Below are 23,477 nucleotides of genomic sequence, written 5' to 3' on the forward strand. Positions count from 1 at the left end.
GGCGTAGTAACCATCAGATTGGCAGAGCCCTCCTAATCAACCGGGAACCCCTACACCCCGCTCAATTCCGAAGCGCCCGATTACCCCCAGGAGGGCGCGTTGCGCGGCGGGCACATACCGGGCGCGGCCAGTGTCCCTTGGAAGCGGGCCGTCCATGAGGACGGCACCTTCAAATCGGCGATTGAGCTGCGTGCGATCTACGAAGGGGAACTCGGGATGAGTTCGGCCGATGACGTGGTCGCCTATTGCCGGATCGGCGAACGTTCGAGCCACACCTGGTTCGTGCTCAGGTACCTGCTCGGGTATCCCTCTGTTCGCAACTACGACGGATCGTGGACCGAATGGGGAAACCTGGTCGGAGCGCCGATCGAGAAGTGAATCCCCGACGCGGCCCGTCGCGGGTCGTATCCTGCGCCCTGCATGACCTATCCCGAACGCACTCCAGTTCCCGGTTGGTTTCGCCGGGCCGTGTGGTACGTGCTGTTTTCTCTGGCCGTGGCTGCCGGGATCTTCTGGCTGTTGTCCCGGATCACGGGTCTGATCCTCGCACTTCTGCTGGCCGTGTTCATTTCGTTCGCGCTCGAGCCGGGGGTCAAGTACCTCGCCGCCCGCGGTTGGCGAAGAGGAGTGGCAACGGCCTTCGTGTTCGTCGTCTCCGCCCTCGTGCTTGTGGCGTTCATCGCCATCATGGTCCCGGCCACCGTTGATCAGGGGAGCGCCATCGCCGCGGATCTCCCGAAGTACATCGATGCATTCACCGCTTCGCTCGACGATTGGCTCAACCTGGATATCTCGGACTCGATGTTCGAAGGGGGATCCCCGGACTTCCAGCAATTGCTCTCCGATTACGGTTCAAACGTTGCCTCGGGTGTGCTCGGCTTTGGGTCGGCGCTGCTGGGTGTAGTGATCAGTGGCCTGACCGTCGCCTTTTTCGCCTTCTACATGGTGGCTGAGGGTCCGAAGTTCAGGCGCGTGGTCTTGCGGGTGTTCCGCCCCGACCGCCAGCGAGAGATGCTCCGCATCTGGGAGATTGCCGTACAGAAGACCGGCGGATACGTGTACTCGCGGCTCCTGCTGGCAGCCGCCTCCGCTCTCTTCACCTGGGTGGCCCTGCGGATAATCGACGTTCCCAACGCGCTGGCACTGGCCATCTGGGTCGGCCTGGTCTCACAACTCGTTCCTGCCGTCGGTGCATACATCGCCGCCTTCCTCCCCGTACTGGCCGGCTTCTTCCAGTCGCCTGCCCAGGCCTTCTGGGTGGTTGTCGTGCTAGTTGCATATCAGCAATTCGAGAACTACCTCCTCGCTCCGCGGATCACGGCCAGAACGATGTCACTTCACCCCGCCGTGGCCTTCGGTTCCGCGCTAACCGGAATCGGTGTGCTGGGCCCGATCGGTGCGATCATCGCCCTTCCGGCTGCCGCCATCATTCAGGCGGTGATCTCTGGCTACCTCGAGATCCACCCGGTCGTCGGTGAAGAGCAGGAAGAAGTTCCGGCCTGACCATGGGACCGCTGGCCGGCGTGAGGGTCGTCGAGCTGGCCGGTATCGGTCCCGGCCCATTCACCGGAATGCTCCTGGCCGACCTGGGTGCCGACGTCGTCCAGATCGAGCGGACGGCGCAGGCTTCGACCTGGATCCCCGGCTTCATGGCCAGGGGCCGCCGCTCGATGGCGGTGGACCTCAAACACCCCGACGGACTCGACGTGGTTTTGCGGCTGGTGGACCGGGCCGACATCCTGATCGAGGGCTTCCGGCCGGGCGTCGCAGAGCGTCTAGGGGTCGGACCCGACGAGTGCTTCCGTCGAAATCAGGCCCTAGTCTACGGACGAATGACGGGGTGGGGCCAAGATGGCCCCCTCGCCAAGACTGCCGGCCACGACATCGACTACCTGGCCATGTCGGGAGCTCTCTGGCCCATTGGTCCCGACGACCGGCCACCACCTCCACCCCTCAACCTCATCGGTGACTTTGGCGGGGGAGCCATGTTCCTGGCCGTCGGTGTGCTGGCCGCACTTCACGAAGCGCGCACCTCAGGGGTCGGGCAGATCGTCGATGCAGCCATGGTCGATGGCTCCGCCCTCCTCACCACGATGTTTCACGAGATGCGGGCGGCTGGTCTCTGGGACGATGTGCGCGGCGGCAACCTCCTCGATGGTGGTGCTCCGTTCTACGACACGTACCAGACCGGCGACGGTCGCTATGTGGCGGTCGGAGCGCTCGAACCGCAGTTCTATGCGGCCCTCCTCGAAGGCCTAGGGCTGGCGGAGGCAGATCTGCCGGCTCAGATGGATAGGTCCGGATGGCCGGAACTGCGAGAACGGTTCTCCTCGGCTTTCGCCACGAAGTCGAGGGACGAATGGGAAGAGGTCTTCCGGGGGACCGACGCTTGCGTCAGCCCGGTCTTGACCTGGTCGGAAGCTTCCAGTCATCCGCACAACGTTGCCAGGGCGACCTTCGTCGAGGTGGCGGGGACGATGATGCCGGCACCGGCTCCGCGCTTCTCCAGAACACCCGCCGGGGAACCGGCCGCCCAGCCGCCACCGGGCGCCAACACCGATGAAGTGCTCACTGGACTCGGGTACGCGCCGGATCGAATTGCGGGGCTGCGGGCCGGCGGCGCCGTCGCTTGATTGGGCGCAGTTCCTCGGTCGCTACCATTCGGACATAGCGGGGTTTGCGGATCCCGGTCCCTGTCCCAGGAGGACGGTCATGCAGAAGTACACGAGCCCAGGTGAGACGAAGATCGCGTCGACTGACAACGCGGTGTCGGCGTTCATCAGTCGGGCGGAGTCGCATCCGGACTCCCCGGCCCTGGCCTATCGGGACGGCGATCGATTCGTGAACGTCTCGACCAAAGAGATGCTCGAAAAGGTCGAAACGCTGGCGGCGGGATTGATTGCCGACGGGCTAGAACGAGGTGATCGGGTAGCCATCTACTCGGCGACCCGGATGGAGTTCACCTTCGCCCAGTACGCCGTGTGGATGGCGGGTGGGGTGCCCGTCACCGTATACGAGACGTCCTCGGTCGACCAGCTGAAATGGATCGTGAGCGACAGCGGATCGAAGATGATCTTCTGCGAAAACGATGCCCTGAAAGCGAACTTCGATTCCGTGGCCGGCGACCTCCCCGGCTGCCGGTCGGTGTATGTGATCGACTCCGGTGGCCTGGACACGCTGGCGGCGGCCGGCGGTGAGGCGCGCGACCAGGTGGCCGGACGAGTCGCCGGAATCAGCCACGACGATCTCGCACTACTCATCTACACCTCGGGAACCACCGGAATGCCGAAGGGGTGCATGCTCACCCACTACAACTTCATTTGGGATCTCCGCCAGGTGGTCCAGGAACTTCATGACCTCTTTGCCGACGGCAACTCGAACCTCATGTTCTTGCCATTGGCACACAGCTTTGCCCAGGTCGTGCAGGTCGGGTGCATCACCACAGGTGTGACGATCGGTTATTCGACCGGTACTGCTCAGCTCGTCGAGGAACTTGAGATGTTCAAGCCTCGCTGGGTGTTCTCCGTGCCGCGGGTATTCGAAAAGGTGTTCAACTCCGCAAAGGCAAAGGCAGACGCCGACGGTAAAGGAAAGATCTTCGATTTGGCCGCCAAAGTGGCGATCTCCTATGCAAGGCAGGAGCAAGAGGGGTCCGTCAGATTCACAACGCGCCTGGCGCACGGCCTGTTCGACAAACTGGTCTACGGCAAGGTGCGCCACGTGTTCGGGGGGCGTCTCGTTTACGCGGTGTCCGGGGGAGCGGCGCTCGGCGAACGTCTCGGCTACTTCTACAAGGGCATCGGGGTGACCGTGCTGGAGGGGTATGGGCTCACCGAGACCACGGCCGCCACTTTCTTCAACCGGCCGGACGATGCTCGCATCGGGACCGTCGGGCGCCCCGCCTCCGGCGGCAGCGTTGCGATCGCCGACGACGGCGAAGTGCTGATCAAGGGTGGGTGCGTGTTCCGCGGCTACTGGAAGAACGAGCGGGCAACGGCAGAGGTGTTCGACGATGACGGCTGGTTCCATTCCGGCGATGTCGGCGAGATCGATTCCGACGGCTACCTCCGTATCACCGGCCGCAAGAAGGAGTTGATCGTCACGTCGGGCGGCAAGAACGTTGCGCCGGCGGTGCTGGAGGACCGGATGCGGGCACACCCGTTGATCAGCCAGTGCATGGTGGTCGGCGATGGGCAGCCGTTCATTTCTGCACTGGTCACGATCGATCCCGATGTCTATCCGGTCTGGGCCACCGAGCACGACAAGTCCGCCAATGTCATGGAGGTACTCGACGATGAGGATCTGCGGGGGGAGATTCAGAACGCTATCGACGACGCCAACAAGGCGGTCTCGAAGGCGGAGTCGGTGCGTACCTTCCGTATTCTCCCCGACGACTTCACGATTGAAGGTGGCGAACTGACGCCGACACTCAAGGTGAAGCGTGGCGTTGTCAACGAGAAGTACGCCGACGTCATTGAGGGCATGTACGTCAAATAGCAGGCATGCCCGGTAGCCAGCGCCCTCTGTGGCGGTCGGCGCGGTTGGTCTCGTTTGTCGCGGCGTCGTTGGTGCTGGCCGGATGCACCGCAGCCCAGAGTCCGGCCTCCAGCGCTGGTCCCACGCCGATTCCCGATGCCCGGACCACTACTACGCGCCCGGTGGCGGCGACCACCACCTCGGTGGCGCCTCTTCCATCTACCACGACCAGTCGGGACGCACGGGCATCTTTCGTCGAGGAGGCCATCGCCTCGATGAGCCTGGAGGAAAGGGCCGCCCAGTTGATGCTGGTGGAGTTCTCGGGAAGCGACGCCACTGCCGCGCTTGGACTCCTCAACGACTTCCCGCTGGGCGGGGTTCTCCTGAAGTCGGCCAACGGGAATTTCGTGTCCTCGGGCCAGGTGCAGAACCTGACGGCTCGCCTCCAGGAGGCCAGTGCCGTTCCCCTCCTCATTGCAGTCGACCAAGAGGGTGGGCGGATCGATCGGATCCAGTTCGCCGACGTTCAGCGGTTTCCGTCTGCCGCGGTGTTCGGCGCGCTCAACGATCGTGAACTCACCGAAGCTGCCGCCTGGGCGACCGGTGTTCAACTGGCTGCGCTCGGTATCAACGTCGACTTCGCCCCGGTGGCCGACGTGAACGTGCTCGGCGCAGGCAACCCGGCCATCGGGGACCGTTCCTACGGAAGCGATCCAGAGCTCGTGGCGGCCATGACCGTGGCCGCACTGCGGGGGTTCGAATCGGCAGGAGTGGCGGCCGCGGTGAAGCATTTCCCCGGCCACGGCAATACGGCGGTGGATAGCCACCTCGGCCTACCGGTGGTGATGACGGAGCGCGACGAGTGGGCGGCGACCGACCTGGTTCCCTTCGCCGCCGCGGTCGAGGCCGGTGCCCCGCTGGTGATGGTGGCCCACGTCGCCTATCCGGCTCTCGATCCGTCGGGACTCCCGGCTTCCATGTCGAGGGCAATCACCTACGACCAACTGCGGGTGGGCCTCGGGTTCGTCGGTGTCATTGTCACCGACGACCTGGCCAACATGCAGGCGGTGGCGGCCTGGGGACCGGGGGAGCGGGCTGTGCAGGCGCTGATGGCCGGATCCGACCTCCTCTTGAATCCCGGCGACGTGGAAGCGGCGGTATCGGCCATTCTGGCCTCGGTTGCCGATGGAGCGATTCCCGAGCAGACCATCGATGATGCCCTCTCCCGCATACTTGGCCTCAAGTTCGATCTCGGACTCGCCGACCGGCCGGATCCACCAGCGGTCGACGCGGCGATGCTCGACGCCATTGGAATGGTCGCCAACCGCGTGGCGGACGCCTGCCGGCGCGCCGGTCTCGACTGCTGAGGATGCGGTTGCATCCGGTACTGTGGAGTCGATTCTATCGGGGAGTCATCAGGTTTCGTTTTGGGGGAACTCTCATGAAGGCAACCGTGGGACCTGGTCCCGGAGAGGAACAACCGTGAGCGACATCACGTTCGACAACCGGGTGGCGATCGTCACCGGTGCCGGGGGCGGGCTCGGCAAGACCTATGCACTCGAACTGGCCCGGCGTGGGGCCAGGGTCGTCGTCAACGATCTAGGTGGCGGCGTCGATGGATCCGGTGGCGCGTCGGCCGCCGCCGACGCAACAGTGGCCGAAATCATCGCGGCCGGCGGTGAGGCGGTTGCGAACTACGACTCGGTGGCAACGCCGGAGGGTGGTGCGGCCATCGTGCAATCTGCGCTCGAGGCGTTCGACACCGTCGACATTCTCATCAACAACGCCGGAATCTTGCGGGACACGAGCTTCGCCAAACTCACTCCAGAGCATCTCAACCCGGTCATCGATGTTCATTTGAAGGGTGCGTTCTACGTGACGCAACCTGCTTTCGTGGTCATGAAGGACAAGGGGTACGGGCGGCTGGTGTTCACCTCATCTCCCTCCGGCATCTTCGGCAATTTTGGACAAACCAACTACGGCGCCGCCAAGGGTGGCCTGGTCGGGTTGTCCAACGTGCTCGCCATCGAGGGCGCAAAGTACAACATCAAATCCAACGTCATCGCCCCGGTCGCCAGGACCCGGATGACCGAAGATCTCCTCGGCCCGTTCGCCGACCTGGTCGCTCCAGAGCAGGTCATGCCGATCGTGGTCTACCTCGCCTCGGAGCAGTGTGAGCTGACCCATGAGGTCTTCTCAGTCGGCGGCGGCCGTTTTGCCAGGATCTTCACCGGCGTCAACGCCGGTTGGTTTGCCGGGCAGGGTGTAGTTCCGTCCATCGAAGACATCCGTGATCACCTCGACGAGATTCGCGACATCAGCGAATACACCATCCCGCTCAACAACCAGGAGGAGATGGGGTATCTGGCCGAGGCCTTTCAGCCGAAGTAGGCACGAGGCCATAGGCCATAGGGCAGTAGGCAGTAGACGGTAGGCAGCGGGACGTCCCTCCCGCTTGTGCGCCTACGGCGTTCGCCCTAACGCAGGTGGTGCAGGAAAAACGCGTAGATATCGGCGGCTTCTTCGATCACCTTGGCGGTCGGTTTCCCGAGTCCGTGTCCTGCGCGGGTCTCGACCCGTAGCAGCAAGGGCGAGGACGGATCCGCCTGCGCCTGCATGGTGGCAGTGAACTTGTAGGCATGCATTGGCACCACCCGATCGTCGGTGTCGGCGGTCGTAATCAGGGTGGGCGGATAGGTGACGCCTGCTTCGACATTGTGAAGAGGTGAGTACTCGATCAGGAACTCGAAGTGCTCTCTGCTCTCCTCAGCGTTGCCGTACTCCGGTATCCAGTAGCGACCGGCCGTGAAGCGGTGGTAGCGCAACATGTCGGTAACGGGGACGACCGGCACAACGGCCCCGAACAGCTCCGGCCTCTGCAGTTCGACGGCCGAGACGAGCAGACCTCCGTTGGAACCGCCGAGAATGCCGAGATGATCGGCGGAGGTGATACCTTCCTCGATCAGGTACTCGGCACAGGCAATGAAGTCGTCGAATACGTTCTGCTTGTTGACGAGCATCCCGGCCTGGTGCCAGGCCTGTCCATATTCGGAGCCTCCCCGCAGATTGGCGACGGCGAAGAGGCCGCCTGCTTCGAGGAAGGCGAGGCGGGCGGGCTGGTACGTCGGCGTGAGGCTGATGTCGAAGCCCCCGTAGCCGTACAGAATGGTGGGGGTTGCGCCGTCCGGTTCGAGATCGGCCAGGCCGATCAGGAACATCGGCACCCTGGTCCCGTCGGGGGAAGTGGCGAAGCCCTGGCGGGTGCGGAAGCGGTCGTCGTCGCGGCCGGATGCGGTCCACATCGTCCCCAGCGTTCCGGTTTCGAAGTCGTAGCGCAGCACGGTCGGCGGCTGGGTGAACGACTGATAGCCGATGAACAGGTCCCGGTCGCCGGGGCGGCCGGTGAGCTCGACGACGCTGCCGAGGCCGGGCAGCGGAGGTTCATCCACGAAGGCGCCCGAGGCGTCGTGAATCCGGATCAGGTGATGAGCGTGGTGCATCCACATCGTGATGAGCCGGCCGCCCGTCAGCGCTCCGTGTACCAGGGCATCTTCACCCTGGGGGACGATCTCGACCCAGTCGTCTCGGTCTGGATGGTTGAGATCGATCGCAACTATTCTGCCGAGCGGAGCGTCGAGGTCGGTGAGGATCAGGAACCGGCCATCGAGGTGCTCGATGAACTCGTACCGGGCGTCGAACTCGTCGAGGAGGAGCACGAAGTCGCCGTCACCGTCGAGCGGACGGTAGTAGAGACGATTGCGGCTGTCGGTGCCCTCCCAAACATGGAGTACGAGATAGCGACCGTCGTCCGACACGAACGGCATGAACCCGAGGTCGGGGGCGTCGGGGCGTGCATATACCAGCTCGTCCTGATCCTGGGCGGTTCCGATCAGGTGGGAGTACACGCGCTGATGCGTACTCGGTGGAGCGTCCGGTATCTCGTCCTCGGTCGGGAAGCGAGAGTAGAAGAAGCCGCGGCCATCGGGCAGCCAGGCAATCGAGGTGAACTTCACGTTGCGCAGGCGGTCGGGGAGTTCGGTGCCGGTCTCGACATCGAGGATGCTGATGGTTTGCCAGTCGCTGCCCGACTCGGCGATGCTGATAGCGAGCAGCGACCCGTCGTCACTCGCAGATGAATCAACGAGGGCGGTGGTGCCGTCCTCGGTGAGCGTGTTGGGGTCGAGGAGGACTACGGGTTCTCCTTTCAACCCGTCCTGCCGGTAGAGGACCGGCTGGTTCTGCAGGCCGTCGTTCTTGGTGAAGAACAAGCGCCGACCGCGCCGCACCGGCGCAGTCCAGCGCGGGAAGTCCCACAGCTCTTCCATGCGGCTCCGGAGGGCGGAACGGGCAGGCAGCCCTCGGAGGTGGGCGAAGGTGACTTCGTTCTGAGCGTCGACCCACGCCTGCGTTTCGGGGGAGTCGGGGTCTTCGAGCCAGCGGTAGGGGTCGGCAACCTGATTGCCCCAGAAGTCGTCCGTATCGTCGCCTCGTCTGGTGGTGGGGTAGGAGTAGGTCATGGGCGGCGAGTCTACGGGGCTACGATCGCTTGCATGACTGATCAGCCGGGAATCGTGGTGACCCGCCGCCCGCCGGGACGGGCGCGGGAAATGCTCGAGGAATCGTGCCGCGTAGTCCTCTGGGATGAGGATCGGGTCATGCCCCGGGACGAGCTGCTCACTGCGATCGCCCGGGCCGATGGCCTGTACTCGATGCTCACCGATGTGGTCGACGCGGAGTTGTTTGCAGCAGCGCCGGCGCTGCGGGCGGTCAGCCAGATGGCCGTCGGCCTCGACAATGTGGACCTGGCCGCCGCGACCATCCGGGGCATTCCGGTGGGTCACACGCCGGAGGTTCTCAACGAGACGACGGCCGACACGGTGTTCGCACTCCTGCTCGCCCTGGTCCGGCGGGTGGTCGAGGGGGCCGCCTACGTCAAGGAGGGACGCTGGGGGCCATGGCAGCCGGATCTATTGCTCGGAGGTGATCTGCACCACACGACCCTCGGGATCATCGGTATGGGCCGAATCGGATCGGCCGTTGCCCGGCGGGCCGGCGGGTTCGAGATGCGGATCCTCTATCACAATCGACGGCCGGACGAACAGGCCGCGGATCTGAACGCCTACTATCGGTCGTTCGAGGATCTGCTGGCCGAGTCCGACCATGTGGTCGTCATGGCGCCGCTGACCGACGAGACGTACCACCTGATCGATCGTCGTGCATTGGGGTTGATGAAACCGACGGCCACGCTGGTGAACGGCAGCCGGGGAGGCCTGGTCGACCCCGGGGCCCTCGAGGAGGCGCTCCGGGAGGGCTGGATCGCCGGGGCGGCCCTCGATGTGACCGAACCGGAGCCCATCCCGGCCGATCATCCGCTGCTGGCCCTCCAGAACTGCTTGATCATTCCGCACCTCGGTTCGGCGAGTGTGGCAACCCGCGCCGCCATGGCCGAGCTGGCCGCCGAGAACCTGATCGCCGCCCTGACGGGCCGCCGGATGCCGGTCTGCGCCAACCCGGAGGTGTACGAGTAGACGGATGGGGCACGGCATGCCGCTACACCGAGGCGTCACCCGTCAGGATTGCAAGCAAGGTTCCCTCCCGCACGCTCACCGTCGCCACCGGTTGTTCGAAGATGTTGCTCACGCCGCGGGTGGCACCCGGCAGCAGATCTTCGTCCTTGAGCTCCCAGCGGAGCCCCTCGGTCCGGATCCCACGTACCGGGCCGTGTACGGCCAGGAGCGAGATGTGGCAACCGGGAGCGCTATGAATCCGGGTCGTGCCGTGCACGACGTGGAGGCGGGCATCGCCGGTGAGCCACTCGACGTCGACATCTGAGAAATCGGCCGACGACACGAGCAGCGCATTGGCGAGAAAGTGGTCGAGCCTTCCTCCGGAGCCTCCCACGATGATGATGCGGTCGACGCCCATACGCATTGCGGCCCGCAGGGCGAGTTCGAGGTCCGTGTGGTCCTTCTCGGTCGGGTGCCGTTCGACGGGAGTCTCGCGGTAGGCGGACAGCGCATCCGCCGACACCGAGTCCATGTCGCCGACGAGGAGATCGACTTCGAGGCCGAGTCCCAGGGCCCGATCGAGTCCGGAATCGGCGGCCACGATGAACGCGTCGTCGGGGAGGTCCTCGATGACGTCCGGATTGACGATGTCGCCGCCGGCCAGGACGATTGCCGTTGTTGGTTCATCCATCGTGCGCTCAGCCTACGCCTCGTTCAGAGGCGGCGCCGTTCCGGGGTGTGCTGCCAATCTCCAATCGAGCAAGGCCCTGCCTGCCCATTTCGGGGTTCTTGACCACTCTCGGCGGTATTTGCGAATGACAAAACCGTCTTACGCGCGTAATCGCGAGTAAGACGTCACTCAGCGAGCCAACGAGCCAACCAATCGTGCACTTCCTTGTACCAGACCAGCGAGTTCTGCGGTTTGAGGATCCAGTGGTTCTCATCCGGGAAGTAGACGAGTCGGGCTGGAACGCCCTTGGCCTTCAATACGCCGTAAAGTTCGAGACTCTGCGTCACCGGCACCCGGAAATCCTGCTCGCTGTGGATCACCAGCGTCGGGGTGCCGTAGCCGGCCGCGTGGGCCGATGGGCTCCAGCGGTCGACCTGCTCTCGGTCTTCCCAGACCTCCGCTCCGCGGGAGCGGCCGAACCCGTAGGTCATGTCGGTGGCGTACATCCCAGCCAGGTTCGTCACGGCGGCGTGGGCGACGGCACAGGAGAACCGGTCGGTCTGGCTCATCAGCCAGGCGACCAGGTAGCCGCCGTACGATCCGCCGGTGATTGCCATCCGGTCGGCGTCCACGAAACCGCGCTCGATGAGGGCGTCGGTGGCTGCCATTACGTCGGTGGCCGGCTGGTCGCCCCAGCGGGCGTGAATCGACCTGGTGAACGCGTCACCGAACGATGTGGAACCGTGGAAGTTGACCATGGCGACCACGTAGCCGGGAGCAGCGAAGGCCTGTGCATTCCAGCGGAAGTGCCACATGTCGCCGAACGTGCCGTGCGGGCCGCCGTGGATCAGGTGAACGAGCGGCATGCGACGGGCAGGATCGAAATCCGGCGGGAAGACGATCAACACCTGCACGTCATCGCCGTCCGCGCCCTGGATCGTCATTTCTTCGGTGGCACCGAGGGTCAGACCGACCAGGATCTCGTCGGTGAAATGAGTGACGCGATTGAGGGAACCGTCCGCGCCGTCGATTCGTACGATCTCCGGCGGCTGCGAGAGGCTCTGGTGGCGGGCATAGATCGAACCGTCCGAGAGTGGGACCGGATTCGTCAGCGTCCCGGATCTGGCGATCACGTCGGGAGTACCACCTTCGAACCCGATGCGATACAGCGCAACCTGCCCCGCCTCCTCTGCCGTGATGACCAGGTCGTTCGAAGTCAGACTCGGAGCGATCGTGCCGATCGACGAATCCCACTCCTCGGTGAGGACGTGGTGCTCTCCCGTTGCCCGCTCGATCACGGCCAGCCGCTGCCGGTCGGCGTAGAAATCCGGTTGGCGCTGGAAGAGGTAGGCCAGGTGGCCTCCGTCCGGCGTGTAGCGGGGTGAGGTCGCATCACCGGTGAGTTCGGGGGTCAGGCAGCTCACCTCGCCCGTATCGAGTCTGGCGGCGTAGAGCCGCCAGATGGGCAACTCGTCGAGGTCGTCGACCTCCCAGGCGGAGAACGTGATCTCGGTGCCGTCGGGAGCCACGTCGTAGGCGCCGGCAGGCTCACCCTGGGTCGGGAGGCGCCACCACCAGTGCCGGCCGGGGGTGAGATCGGTCAATTCGCCTGAGGCGGGATCCATGACGAATGGGTGCCACATTTCTCCGCCGGTGAACCAGGTGTCCCAGAAGCGGTACACCCGCCGCTCGGTGGACCGGACCGACGACTTCGTCTTCTTGCGCTGCTCGACCAGAACCCGGGTGCCGGCGATGGTCGGGGCCTCGCGCAGCAGCTTGACGACGATTACCAGCCGGCCGTCGGGAAGCCAGCGTGGTCCCGTGGCGCCGAGTGGCAGTTGCGTCGGGCGAATGGCCTCGCCTCCGTCCAGGCGCAGGAGGTGGACCTGAGGGTTTCCGTCTGTTTCCTTGCGAACGAACGCGATCGACTTTCCGCCCGTGCTGATGGCGGGTGAGGTGGCGCTCTGCCCCGGATCCGTCAGCGGGCGGGGATCGCCGCTACCCAACAGATAGAGGACCGTATGGCCCTCGTTGGCGTCGAGGTCGTAGTGGGTGACCGGAACAACGACGGTGGATCCGTCCGGCGTAACTGCCGGGGGCTCGACCCGGGGGAGTCTCCAGAGATCTTCAGCGGTGATGGGACGGCTCATGGCATCGAAGGTAGCAGCGCCGGCGCCGGAGTTGGTAGCTGATCAGTCGCCAGACGCCGAACGTCCGGCGGTCTCGTTCAGTTGACGGAACCGGGCCCGAAGCTCCGGGCTGAAGGAACCTTCGGTCATTCGCCATCGCCAGTTGCCGGCCGGGACGCTCGGGAAGTTCATGCGTGCTTCGGTCCCGAGATCGAGAACGTCTTGCATGGTGGTCACCGCCCACGCCGCTCTCGATTCCCAGGCAGCCCGAATGAGGTCCCAGGCATAGTTCTGTCCGTCGACGCCGAGATACTCGAGGGCGAATGCCTTGTCGTCGTCACCGGCCGACTCGAACCAACCACGGGTGGTGTCGTTGTCGTGGGTGCCCGTGTAGACGACGCAGTGCTCGGGATACCGGTGGGGGAGGAAATCGTTCGTCTCGCCTGAGTCGAACGCGAACTGGAGGATCTTCATACCGGGCAGCTCGAAGCGGTCGCGCAGTTCGATCACGTCGGGGGTGATCTCGCCGAGGTCCTCGGCGATGATCGGCGGCTGTCCGAACTCGGCGGCCACCGCCTCCAGGAATCCGGCTCCGGGGCCCTCGACCCAGCGGCCGGTCTCTGCCGTGTCCTCACCGCCGGGCACTTCCCAGTAGGCGGCGAATCCGCGGAAGTGATCGAGGCGGACGACATCGACGAGATCGAGGACGGCTCGCAGTCGATCGAGCCACCAGGCGTATCCGGTTTCCTTGTGCACCTCCCACCGGTAGAGCGGATTGCCCCACAGCTGGCCTGTCGGGGAGAAATAGTCGGGAGGCACCCCGGCAATCACGGTCGGTCGGCCTTCGTCGTCGAGGGCGAACAGGTGGCGGTGCGACCAGACGTCTGCCGAATCCTCTGCAACGAAGATCGGGAGGTCGCCGATGATCCGGACGTTGCACCGGGCGGCCTTCTCCCGGATTTGCTCCCACTGGCGAAAGAACAAGAACTGGCGAAAGATGTGACGATGGATCAGGTCGGTGTATCGGGATCTGGTCCGGTCGAGGGCGGCCTGTTTTCGATCGCGCAGGTCGGCCTCCCAGGTCCACCACGGCTCGCCATCGTGAATGTCTTTGAGGGCCATGAACAGTCCGAAGTCGGTGAGCCAGCCGGCGTGTCGTTCCCGGAAGCGTTGCAGATCGTCTTCGAGATCCAGGTCGGAGCTCCGCGCGAAGGCGCGATCCAGGAGGCCGAGCTTGAAGGGGATCACCGTCCCGTAGTCGACGGCTTCGTTGCGCAAGTCGGGCAGTTCGGCGAGATCGGCCGCTATCAGCAGCCCGTCGGTCAGCAGCAGATCGGGGCTGACCAGATATGGATTGCCGGCGAACGCCGAAAAGCACTGATAGGGCGAATCGCCGTACCCGGTCGGCCCGAGCGGCAGCAGCTGCCACAAGCCGGTGCCGGTCTCGGCGAGGGCCTCGATCCAGTCGTGGGCGGCGGGCCCGAGGTCACCGATGCCGTACCGGCCGGGAAGGCTGGTGGGATGCAGGAGAATGCCGGATGACCTGGTGAGTTGCATGATCCGATTCTGCCCGCTCTCACACCCGGCGGACAAATGGACCCTGGTGTGTTCCGGTTTTTGGAGCTTCTCGCGGCAGGAGTCGCATCTGGGGTCAACCCCCACCAACCTCGAACTCGGCGGCGGGATATACCATTGGTGCCTCTTCGAAAGTCGTCAGGCACACCACCCGGTAGGTTCCCTCCACCATCGTGCCGTTGGTCGACCAGGTTTGCCCCGGCTCCAGAAAGAACGTTGCCTGGTTATCGGGGTCGGCGTAGGCCGGCATCGGGGCGGCCGCTGCGGGTGTCGGATCGAAGGGGACCTCCTCGAGCAACCGAAACACCGCAACCAGAATCGGTGCGTCGTGATGGTTGGCCAACCTCAGTCCCATCAACTCGTTGGCGAAGAGGGGTTCGGGCTCCTCGAAGCGGCAGCCTTCGGGTCCGAACACGACCGAACCGACCTTGTCGGCGTCGGCGATGTCGAACGGTGGGATCACAGTGCTCTCGCCGGAGGGCGCGGTCGGGACCTCGATGGCGCCGTTGATGATGGCCGTTCGTGCTTCCTCCAATCGAGGAAGGTGCTCAGTCAGAAATCCCCCGCTCTGGGAGTAGCCGACTCCTCCGTCTTTCAGCCCCAGGACCGTCCGCCCGGCTGTGAGCGTTCCGTCGAGGAACCCGGACACCGTACGAAAGATCGCTTCGTCGGTGCGTTTCATCATCGAGGTGAGCACATGGGGACGCGACTCGGCCGAGCCCGCCCAGTATTCGTCCTCGTCGGATCCGATCATCCACAAGTGGGTTCCCGTCTCCTTGCTCAATTCCACCGCGGCGCGATGTACCCCTACTCCCGACAGTCCGGCCGCGTGGTACACGACATCGGCGCCCTGCTCGTACAGACGGCGAGCGGCCGCTTCGCCGCCGTCGGGGTCGGCGAACCCTTCAAATAATCGATCGGAAACCCAGGTGACGAGAATCTCGATGTCTGGGTCGACCGACCTGGCCCCTGCCTCGTAGCCGGCCTGGAATTCCCAAAGCAACCTCACCGGGCCTCCTCCCACATACCCGATGGTCCCCGTTGTGGAGGTGAGGGCCGCGGCAACACCTACCAGATACGAACCTTCGGCCTCGGCGAATTCCAGATCCACGATGTTGGGCTGCTCGAGGAAGCTCGGATCGGTCCAGTCGCCGCCGTCGATCATCGCAAACCACACGGAGGGGTATTCGGGAGCCAGCGCCAAGGGGTCGCTGTAGGTAGCGCCACTGAGGATGACGAGATCAAAGCCGGATTCGATCAGCGAACGCGTCTCTTCCAGCGGATCGACCAGCGGAAGTAGGTCGAAGGCTTCGATGTCGAATTCCAAGGCGGCCCGATCGAGGCCGGCTGCCTCGAGATCCCCCCAGCCCCGGTCGCCCCTTCCCTCGAACACGAGGGCCACCTGTGGTGTCTCACCGCCCAACAGCACGATCGTCGCCAGAGCGGCCCCGGCCGCGATCGTCACAAACAATGAAATCAGAGAAGTGAGTCGCCTCCGGGCTCGCCGCACGAGCCTTCGCTCGGCTTCTCTTCGTGCCTCCTCGGCCAGTTGGCGTTCATCACGTCTGGCGATGCTCTCCATGAGGAATGCGCGTTCCAGGGCGGTGAGGCGCATCGAACTGCCGAGTTCCCATTGCTCGTACTGCTCGAGGCGGTTACCCGACAGCAAGTAGTCGACCTGGCGGTCCGCCGACACCCACTCGTCGACGGCGGCGGCAAACGCGCCGTGCCGGCGCAGGTCGTCCCGGCTGGAATCGATCCACTCGCGCAGCCGGTCCCACTCCCGCAGCAACGCTTCGTGGGCGACCTCCAGCGTGGGAGCGCCCGTGAGCGGGTCGCGATCGAACGTGATGAGCCGGTGGGTGGCAAACAGTTCGATGGCCGTTTCCACCGCCGCCGGGTCGACCTCGACCGACATCACTTCGCCGGCCGGAACCCGGCGCCGGGTTTCTTCCATGGATTCGCTGAGTGTCACCAGGCGGAGGAACACCTGGCGGGCCGCTTCCTGCTCATCCGGGCGGAGCCGGCCATACAGTTCTTCTGAGCGTCGGGTGAGGGCACCGTCGAGGCCGCCGATCTGACGGTAGGCGTCGAGGGTGAGCGTGCCGCCTTCCCGGCGTTCGAACAGCTCCGTGAGTGCGTACTGAAAAAGCGGCAAGCCGCCCGGCTGATGGGTGACGTCGGCGACCAACTGGGCGAGCAGGGCCGGCTCGAACGAAATACCGACGCTCGCCGCCGGACGAATCGCCGCCCGTTCCAGCTCCTCGGCAGTCAACGGCATCACATTGACGACGGTCCGGGTGAAGAGACTTCCAAACTCGGGATAGAGCAGCGGCCGGTCGTAGAAGTCGGCTCGCAGCGTGAGCACCACTCGCAAGCGGGAGTGGGGATCTGTCAGGGTGGTGACCAGGTCGTCGAGGAAACGCCGGCGGTTGGCCTCGTCGTCGACCAACGAGAACAGCTCTTCGAACTGGTCAAGCATCAGCACCAGTTGGGTCGACTCATCCGGAAGAACTCGCAGCACTGCTCGCAGCAGACCCAGGTCGTCGCTCTGGAGCTGATCCATCAAGCTGTCCGGGGGATGAGGGGCGGCCCGGAGCAGGGCTGCTTCCAGCTCTGCGTAGGGGTGGGCGCCCGGCATCATGCGGGCGATCAGCCAGCGCTCGGAGCCTGCGATTGCTCCGCGGCGAAGCGCAGGGATGAGGCCGGCCCGCACGACACTCGACTTGCCGCATCCCGATGGACCAACCACTGCAACCAGCCGGCTCGATTCGAGCACGGAGACGAGTTGGGTGGTCAGGGCTTCGCGCCCGAAATAGTCCAGCGCGTCGTCTTCTGAGAAGGCCTGGAGACCCTTGTAGGGGTTGCGCATGTCCGGGTCTCCAACCCCGGCCGCCGGCGGGAGACGTCGCTCCGGCGCCAGGCCCGGGTCCTGGAGCAGTATTTGCTCCTCGAGTTGCTCCTCGAAGCGAAGCAGGTCGATCGAGTCGGGATCGACGGTCAGCTGATAGCCGGGCGGACGGGTCACGATGACTTGCCCGGCCGGGTCGGTGACTCCCGGGGCGAGAGCGTTACGCAAGCCCGAAACGTAAGTCTGGAGAGAATGGTCGGCAGTGCGCGGGGGCGACTCGCCCCACAGCTCCCCGATGAGCCGATCGGTGGAAACGACCCGGTTGGCATGGAGTGCCAGCACTGCCAGGAGCGCTCTTTGCTTCGGTGGGCCGAGCGGAACCCGGGCACCATCGATGGTGACTTCGAGCGGCCCCAGGATCCGGTACTCCATAGACGACCTCGCCGCGTTGAGCTCCTTCATCAACCTACCTGCTGGGACCTTCGATGTGTTGATTGCATTCTCCCAATGGCAAGCTCCCGGTTGAACCGGGAGCTTGCTCGGGTGGCGGGGAGGCTGACTAGCCGTTGAACGCCTCACCACGTGCAATCCAGCGGGCCGAGTCGGCGGCCTGTCCACGGAGTGCCGCCTCCTGTTGTGCTGTTGCTTGTGCGGTGTAGCGGGCGGAGTCGGCGAGTTGTCCCTGGGTGAGCCCTAGCGTTGCTGCGGCCATTGCCTGATATCTGGCCGTGTCTGCTGCCCAGCTTCGTTGCAGTGATGCTTGCTGTGCTGTTGCTTGTGCGGTGTAGCGGGCGGAGTCGGCGAGTTGACCTTTCACGATCGCCTGGGTTTGCGCTCGGGCCTGATAGCGGGCCGTGTCTGCCAGCCAGCTCTGCTGGAGGCTGAGCGCTTCCGCTTGGGCCGTGTAGCGGGCTATGTCGGCCAACTGGCCCTGGGTCAACGCAACCGGCCCGGGCGACGAGGAGGCCACTGCCCCTATCGCCACGCCGACCACGACGGCAGCCGCCACGAGGTTGACGAGGGTCCATTTCCGCTTCGACGGTTCGACGACCGTCTGCTTTCCGACCCTGGGACTGGTCTTCTGCTTGTCGAGTACCTGGGTAGCCATTGTCCTCTCCTCTTCGAGTCGTGCTTCCACCCTCACCATGCCGGAGGTAGCTCGCCGGACACTCCACGAGCGCTCTACGGACGCTCTACGAGCGCGAAGAATGGGCGCCCGGCCAGGCTGGCGGTGCGCTTCGTCGTGTTCACGGTCGGGTTCTGGGTGGTGCTGCGGACACTCACGTCGGCGATCCGCACGGTCGTGTTGCCGAGGAGCGCCGTGAGCTCCCTGACCAGATCAGTCGATGACGAACTGGAGGGCGGCGTGCGCCGTTCGCAGCGCCTGTTCCACCTCGAGCGGCGTGGCGCCCTTGGCGAATAGGAACCCGAGATAGCGATTGCCTTCCGGTAGCGGCCGGATCGTATCGCCGGTGTGCATCGAGATCTCCAGGTCCGTGATGCCGGGAACGGCGAGCGCCTCCTCGTGACCCGTCACCGAGCGGAGAATCCCGGCCCTGGGGATAGGCAGCATCATGACGCCCGACGCCAGACCTTCACGGTGGAGGCCTGCCACCGGCATAGCGAGTGCCCTGCGCAGGATGAGCGTCTCGAGTGAGGTACCGAGCAGGCCGAATCGCAACGAACGCCCGCACAGGCCGCCGATCGAGCGAGCGGCCACCTCGAGGAGTACGACGCGCGCGCCGTCGACGCGTAACTCGGCGTGAATTGGGCCTTCACGCAACTCGAGCGCTGCAACTGCTCGTTCGGTCACCCGGATCACCTCCTCGATCATTTCCGGGTGCAGCCGGGACGGTGTTACGAGGATCGTCTCTTCGAAGTACGGGCCGTCGAGTGGGTCCGGCTTGTCGAAGACTGCCAGCACCTGGAGGTTTCCGTCCGCGAGAAGTCCTTCGACGGCGACCTCGACGCCGGGTATGAAGCGTTCCACCAGGATGGGCTCGCCGGGTGAACGACCTTCGGTGATCAGGATGCGGCGGATTTGCTCGGCGGCGGCCGGAGCTTCTGATGGGTCGTCAACCCGGATCACGCCTTGTGAGGCGCTGAGACCGAGGGGCTTCAACACTGCCGGCGCCCCCAGATCGGCGACCGTGGCTTTCGCCTCGTCTGCGGTGTTCACTACTCCGAAGGCAGGCTGGGGGACTTCCGCCTTCGCCAGTGCCCTGCGCAGCATGGCCTTGTTTCTCGTGGCGGCTACACCGAACGGGGAGTTGTGGGGCAGTCCGAGCAACCCGGCGGCCAGTGCGGCTATCTCAACACCCTGGTCATCCGCGGCGACGATGGCGTCGATCGGGTGTCCGTCGGCGTGTGCGACGATCCGCCGCGCGGACATCTCAGGTGAGGTGCAATCAATGAGAACACCGGCGCTCTGAGCGCGGTCGGACAAGGGCGGCACAGCCTCCGAGGCAATGGTGATATCGGCTCCGAGTTGGGAGGCGGCATCGATGAACCCGGCGGCGCGATAGGTAGCGGTCGGAAGGATTAGGACGACGTGGGCCATGGCCTGTGCACCCTACCGGCGTGCGCAATGCATGCGAACCGGTACCATGCCGGTTTCGCCAATGGGGAACGGGATGACTGACACGATTCTTTCGATAACTGAAGATGCTCTGCGCATGATTCAACAAATCCGTGACGCCGAACCCGGCGATGATGAATTCGCCCTGTTCATCGAAGTCACCGGCATGCAGGCCACCCAGTTCAACTATGAGCTCAGCTTCGTGCCGGTTGTCGATGCTCAACCAACGGATCTCGTCGAAAGAATCGATGACCTGGCGCTCATCGTCCGGCAGGCCGATGCCGACAAGCTGCGGGGCGCCACGATCAACCTCGGCGACGATCCCATGAACCCCGGGCTTGCCATCGACAATCCGAACAACCCCGTCAGCCCGACGATGCCGAGCGCCGATAAGGCCCAACTCTCCGGCCCGCTCGTTGAGCAGGTGCAGCACGTTCTCGAGCACGAGGTCAACCCGGCTATCGCCTCACACGGCGGAGCCGCCCGGTTGATCTCCGTGGAGGACGACACCGTGTATCTGGAGTTGATGGGCGGTTGCCAGGGCTGCGGTATGGCAACGGTGACGCTCAAGCACGGGATCGAGCGGATCATCACTGAGGCCATTCCGGAGATCGCCAAAGTCGTCGATGTGACGGATCACGCCGGTGGCAGCAACCCCTACTACCAGCAGGCCAAGAAATAGCCTCGCAGGCCTATGCGGATGAGTTCTAGATTGCCGTCTGAGAGGCAATGACAATCGCGCTCCTGCGCAACCAGACGATCCCGTGATGGTTTCGAGCCGCAACCATTCGCCGGCACCGTTCAGTGAAGAACCGGACGTCGATCCTCGGCAGTACATTTGGCCCTGTTCAGCGACCTCGTCATGTGGTTGGCTGGAGTAACAACCGGAAAAGGATCCGCCGTGCAACGTGATGTATTCCACTACGAGACCGTTGGGATTCCCTACGAGGCCGCCAGGCGGTTCATGCGTGACGATCCTGCCCGCTTGTTCTCACCCGCCCTGGACGGCACTTCGGTCGAGAATGATGCAGTGGCCGGCATGCTCGAGATCGACCTCGATGGGATCATCATGGGGGCGGATGTGACCCTCGAGATCGGCGACTTCGAAGAGGTCGTTGCGCCCCTCCCGCTGTCGAAGCGCAAGATCAGCTGGCACGCCTCGGAGCATGCCGGCGTCTACCCGATCCTGGTCGGAGAGCTCGAAGCGTTTCCGGCGGGCGCTGGTCGAACCCAGATCACCTTCACGTGCCACTACCGACCTCCCCTGTGGGCAGTCGGGGCTGTGGCCGATACGGTGTACCTGCACCGGGTGGCGGAGGAGTGTCTCGATCGGTTCTTCGCCCGGCTCATCGAAAGCCTGGAAGGCGCCGTCGAGCACCTGAACAACTAGACCCATTCGGGCGTACCACAAACCCCGGCAGCTACCATCGCCCGGACTAGGGCCGTACCGTCTGACTAGGACGCCTGTTTGACCACGCTGCAGCGCCATCTGAGCCTCCCGGCCGTTTTCACCGTGAGCCTTGGTGCGATGATCGGAAGCGGGATCTTCGTCCTGCCGGGCCTGGCCATTCAACTGGCCGGGCCTGCCGCCGTTCTTGCGTACATCCTGGCCGGTCTTGTGGTCGTTCCTGCAGCCCTCAGCAAGGCAGAAATGGCAACCGCCATGCCGATGGCCGGTGGCACCTACCTGTTCATCGATCGGGCCATGGGCCCGCTGATGGGAACGATTGCAGGATTCGGAGTTTGGTTTGCCCTTGTGTTCAAGGCTGCGTTCGCGCTGGTCGGATTCGAGGGTTACCTCGATTTTTTCGTTGATGTCCCGGTTCAGTGGGTAGGAATCGGTCTGGGGGTTCTGCTGACCGGAATGAATGCCACGGGGGTGCGGCTGTCCGGCCGGTTCCAGACGGTCATCGTGGCGGCGGTGTTGGCCGTCCTCGGGTTCATCGTCGTGGTCGGGGCCGGATCGATGGATGTCGACGCATTCACGCCGTTCGCTCCTGAGGGACTCGGCGGTCTCATCGCAGCAACCGCACTCGTGTTCGTATCGTACGCGGGGGTTACCAAGGTCGCCTCGGTGGCCGAAGAAGTGAAGAACCCATCCCGGTCCCTTCCGATCGGCATGCTCGGCTCGATCGGACTGATGCTGGTTCTCTATCCGGCTCTGTTGATGGTGATCGTTGGGACGGTGCCGCTTGCCACGATCGGTTCCGATCCGGCGCCGATGGTGGCCGCCGCCCGGCAGTTCACAGGATCGCTCGGCCAGGACATCGTGGCGGTAACCGCCATTCTCGCCCTCGTCAGCATGGCGAATGCCGGCCTGCTCAGCTCGTCGCGATATCCGTTTGCGATGGCCCGAAACGCGCTGGCGCCTCGCTTCTTCGAGCGGGTTGGTAAACGGAGCGGAACACCGACCGCATCCGTTCTGGTGACCGGGTCGATGCTGATCCTGTTGATCGCCACGGTCCCGCTCATCGAGCTCGCCAAGCTTGCCTCCGCCTTTCAAGTGCTCGTGTTTTCTCTGGTCAATCTCTCTGTGATTGCTTTCCGCGAGGCGAAGGTCCCGTGGTATCGGCCGGGATTCAAGTCGCCTTTCTACCCGTATATTCAGATCGCCGGCATCGCCGGTGCCCTCGTGCTGTTCACCCAACTTGGGTTGTTTCCGGTCGTCGGGGCTGTGGGAATCGTCATGGTTGGGGTGATTTGGTACAGGATCTTCGGACAATCGCGCGTGTCCCACGAGAGTGCTCTCCTCGATGCACTCCGACTGCGGGCGACGAGCCGTCTCGTCGATTTGACCCGGGATGCCCTGAGCCTCCCAGGCCGTGACCACATCCTGATTCCGGTGTCCGACGCGATCGTCTCGAGTCGTCTGCGGGCCTTGCTCCGGCTGGCGAACGGCCTCGTCGCCGATGATGGTCGGATCACCCTGGCTCGCGTCGATCGCGATGTGAGGGGTGCGTTGTGGTGGAAGCGGGCCAGGTTCCCGGAGGCCAGCGACCCGTTCCGGATCGGGGTCAGGCGTATCGCTGATGAGCTCGGGATTGATGTTGGTGTGGTCCGCCCGCGTGGTGCGGATGTTCGCGCCGCGCTCAACGACTACCTCGCCAGGCATTCAGTGGACCTTGTGCTGACCTACCAGTCGGAGCCCGGTAGGCGACGACGGGGCTTCTCTGCTGATGTCAGGTGGCTTCAGGAACACGCATCCTGCGACGTGGCGATCTTGCATGGTGGTGAGGTCGTGGATCCTCGCCGCATCACGGTCATGGGGGCGGGTTCGCCCTATGACGTCATGAAGATCGATGTCGGAAACCGGTTTGCGACTGCTCCAGGTGCCGCGATTTCCTTTGTACACGTCCTGCCGGAGGACGCCACCGATCCACAGGTTGACGCTATCAAGGGTTATCACATGCAACTCGAGGGACTCTGCCGCGCTCCAACCTCGAGTGTTGTGGAGCGGGCGCCCGACTTCCTGGAAGCGATCGCGGCGCGAGGCCGCGGCTCCGATCTCGTGATCCTCGGCGCCTCCCGGAGGACGACCGGGCTTGGAGCGGAGTTGACGGACAGCATCGCCGAGGCGGTCCAGGCCCCGGTATTGGTGGTGTCCTCACGTGAGCCGGGGACTCCCGGCTTTCTCCGGGCAAATCTGGAGCGGTTGATCTACTGACGCCAGGTTTTTTCCGCAATGCAATGG

17 protein-coding genes and 1 pseudogene are annotated in these 23,477 nt (G+C 64.4%); 10 read left to right on the forward strand and 8 right to left on the reverse strand.

Annotated elements, in window-relative coordinates:
• Positions 1-75 precede the first annotated feature (75 nt).
• The 4 genes and pseudogenes from P1T08_10550 to P1T08_10565 all read left to right on the forward strand — a co-directional run bounded on the left by P1T08_10550 (position 76) and on the right by P1T08_10565 (position 4,497).
• Positions 76-378 (forward strand): annotated as a pseudogene (locus P1T08_10550) (rhodanese-like domain-containing protein).
• Between the two features lie 42 nt (positions 379-420).
• A complete protein-coding gene (locus tag P1T08_10555; GenBank protein MDF1596516.1) occupies positions 421-1,503 on the forward strand; it encodes an AI-2E family transporter in 1,083 nt (360 codons plus the stop codon).
• Positions 1,504-1,505: 2 nt separating this feature from the next.
• Positions 1,506-2,633 (forward strand): CaiB/BaiF CoA-transferase family protein, encoded by a 1,128-nt coding sequence (locus P1T08_10560; protein MDF1596517.1) that lies wholly within the window; start codon positions 1,506-1,508, stop codon positions 2,631-2,633.
• A 79-nt stretch (positions 2,634-2,712) separates the two neighbouring features.
• On the forward strand, positions 2,713-4,497 hold the full coding sequence (locus P1T08_10565) for a long-chain fatty acid--CoA ligase (GenBank protein MDF1596518.1): 1,785 nt from the start codon (positions 2,713-2,715) through the stop codon (positions 4,495-4,497).
• Here P1T08_10565 and P1T08_10570 read toward each other — a convergent pair.
• Positions 4,490-4,744 (reverse strand): hypothetical protein, encoded by a 255-nt coding sequence (locus P1T08_10570; protein ID MDF1596519.1) that lies wholly within the window; start codon positions 4,742-4,744, stop codon positions 4,490-4,492. The genes P1T08_10565 and P1T08_10570 overlap by 8 nt on opposite strands.
• Positions 4,745-4,751: 7 nt before the next feature.
• Between P1T08_10570 and P1T08_10575 the strand changes: the two genes are divergently transcribed.
• Together P1T08_10575 and P1T08_10580 are read left to right on the forward strand one after the other, a co-directional pair.
• Positions 4,752-5,843, forward strand: coding sequence for a glycoside hydrolase family 3 protein (locus P1T08_10575; GenBank protein MDF1596520.1), 1,092 nt, complete (start codon positions 4,752-4,754; stop codon positions 5,841-5,843).
• A 115-nt stretch (positions 5,844-5,958) separates the two neighbouring features.
• Positions 5,959-6,867, forward strand: coding sequence for an SDR family NAD(P)-dependent oxidoreductase (locus tag P1T08_10580; GenBank protein MDF1596521.1), 909 nt, complete (start codon positions 5,959-5,961; stop codon positions 6,865-6,867).
• An 86-nt stretch (positions 6,868-6,953) separates the two neighbouring features.
• Here the strand turns inward: P1T08_10580 and P1T08_10585 are convergent, their stop codons facing one another.
• Positions 6,954-8,993 carry a prolyl oligopeptidase family serine peptidase gene (locus P1T08_10585; protein MDF1596522.1) on the reverse strand — a complete coding sequence of 680 codons (2,040 nt, stop codon included), beginning with the start codon at positions 8,991-8,993 and terminating at the stop codon, positions 6,954-6,956.
• 33 nt (positions 8,994-9,026) lie between these two features.
• Between P1T08_10585 and P1T08_10590 the strand changes: the two genes are divergently transcribed.
• Positions 9,027-10,004, forward strand: coding sequence for a D-glycerate dehydrogenase (locus P1T08_10590; GenBank protein MDF1596523.1), 978 nt, complete (start codon positions 9,027-9,029; stop codon positions 10,002-10,004).
• 22 nt (positions 10,005-10,026) lie between these two features.
• On the opposite strand, the gene P1T08_10595 is transcribed toward P1T08_10590, so the two are convergent.
• The 6 genes from P1T08_10595 to P1T08_10620 all read right to left on the reverse strand — a co-directional run bounded on the left by P1T08_10595 (position 10,027) and on the right by P1T08_10620 (position 19,768).
• Entirely contained in the window at positions 10,027-10,674 is a 648-nt protein-coding gene (locus P1T08_10595) for a thiamine diphosphokinase (GenBank protein MDF1596524.1), read from the reverse strand.
• A 164-nt stretch (positions 10,675-10,838) separates the two neighbouring features.
• Positions 10,839-12,803 carry a S9 family peptidase gene (locus tag P1T08_10600; protein MDF1596525.1) on the reverse strand — a complete coding sequence of 655 codons (1,965 nt, stop codon included), beginning with the start codon at positions 12,801-12,803 and terminating at the stop codon, positions 10,839-10,841.
• Positions 12,804-12,845: 42 nt separating this feature from the next.
• Positions 12,846-14,444: a 4-alpha-glucanotransferase gene (malQ, locus tag P1T08_10605; protein MDF1596526.1), complete on the reverse strand. Its 1,599-nt coding sequence runs from the start codon at positions 14,442-14,444 to the stop codon at positions 12,846-12,848.
• Entirely contained in the window at positions 14,434-17,670 is a 3,237-nt protein-coding gene (locus P1T08_10610; GenBank protein ID MDF1596527.1) for a BMP family ABC transporter substrate-binding protein, read from the reverse strand. Before P1T08_10610 ends, malQ begins: the two co-directional genes overlap by 11 nt.
• A gap of 97 nt (positions 17,671-17,767) precedes the next feature.
• Positions 17,768-18,316, reverse strand: coding sequence for a hypothetical protein (locus P1T08_10615; protein ID MDF1596528.1), 549 nt, complete (start codon positions 18,314-18,316; stop codon positions 17,768-17,770).
• Positions 18,317-18,547: 231 nt separating this feature from the next.
• A complete protein-coding gene (locus P1T08_10620) occupies positions 18,548-19,768 on the reverse strand; it encodes an ATP-grasp domain-containing protein (GenBank protein ID MDF1596529.1) in 1,221 nt (406 codons plus the stop codon).
• 73 nt (positions 19,769-19,841) lie between these two features.
• Between P1T08_10620 and P1T08_10625 the strand changes: the two genes are divergently transcribed.
• From P1T08_10625 to P1T08_10635, 3 genes are all read left to right on the forward strand, one after another.
• The gene (locus P1T08_10625) at positions 19,842-20,468 is read left to right on the forward strand and encodes a NifU family protein (protein MDF1596530.1); all 627 of its coding nucleotides are present in this window, start codon (positions 19,842-19,844) and stop codon (positions 20,466-20,468) included.
• 219 nt (positions 20,469-20,687) lie between these two features.
• On the forward strand, positions 20,688-21,176 hold the full coding sequence (locus P1T08_10630) for a hypothetical protein (GenBank protein ID MDF1596531.1): 489 nt from the start codon (positions 20,688-20,690) through the stop codon (positions 21,174-21,176).
• 78 nt (positions 21,177-21,254) lie between these two features.
• A complete protein-coding gene (locus P1T08_10635) occupies positions 21,255-23,450 on the forward strand; it encodes an APC family permease (protein MDF1596532.1) in 2,196 nt (731 codons plus the stop codon).
• Positions 23,451-23,477: the final 27 nt, after the last annotated feature.

The organism is Acidimicrobiia bacterium (genome assembly GCA_029210695.1).
GTDB lineage: Bacteria > Actinomycetota > Acidimicrobiia > Spongiisociales > JAHEDJ01 > JAHEDJ01.

Excerpts from the sequence above, each read along its gene's own strand:
- P1T08_10570 (MDF1596519.1), bottom strand. The coding sequence starts at position 4,744 with ATGGCCTCCTCGACGAAAGATGCCCGTGCGTCCCGACTGGTCGTGGTA.
- P1T08_10560 (MDF1596517.1), top strand. The coding sequence starts at position 1,506 with ATGGGACCGCTGGCCGGCGTGAGGGTCGTCGAGCTGGCCGGTATCGGT.
- P1T08_10575 (MDF1596520.1), top strand. The coding sequence starts at position 4,752 with ATGAGCCTGGAGGAAAGGGCCGCCCAGTTGATGCTGGTGGAGTTCTCG.
- P1T08_10620 (MDF1596529.1), bottom strand. The coding sequence starts at position 19,768 with ATGGCCCACGTCGTCCTAATCCTTCCGACCGCTACCTATCGCGCCGCC.
- P1T08_10615 (MDF1596528.1), bottom strand. The coding sequence starts at position 18,316 with ATGGCTACCCAGGTACTCGACAAGCAGAAGACCAGTCCCAGGGTCGGA.
- P1T08_10600 (MDF1596525.1), bottom strand. The coding sequence starts at position 12,803 with ATGAGCCGTCCCATCACCGCTGAAGATCTCTGGAGACTCCCCCGGGTC.
- P1T08_10590 (MDF1596523.1), top strand. The coding sequence starts at position 9,027 with ATGACTGATCAGCCGGGAATCGTGGTGACCCGCCGCCCGCCGGGACGG.
- P1T08_10565 (MDF1596518.1), top strand. The coding sequence starts at position 2,713 with ATGCAGAAGTACACGAGCCCAGGTGAGACGAAGATCGCGTCGACTGAC.
- P1T08_10625 (MDF1596530.1), top strand. The coding sequence starts at position 19,842 with ATGACTGACACGATTCTTTCGATAACTGAAGATGCTCTGCGCATGATT.
- P1T08_10595 (MDF1596524.1), bottom strand. The coding sequence starts at position 10,674 with ATGGATGAACCAACAACGGCAATCGTCCTGGCCGGCGGCGACATCGTC.
- P1T08_10610 (MDF1596527.1), bottom strand. The coding sequence starts at position 17,670 with ATGAAGGAGCTCAACGCGGCGAGGTCGTCTATGGAGTACCGGATCCTG.
- P1T08_10585 (MDF1596522.1), bottom strand. The coding sequence starts at position 8,993 with ATGACCTACTCCTACCCCACCACCAGACGAGGCGACGATACGGACGAC.
- P1T08_10555 (MDF1596516.1), top strand. The coding sequence starts at position 421 with ATGACCTATCCCGAACGCACTCCAGTTCCCGGTTGGTTTCGCCGGGCC.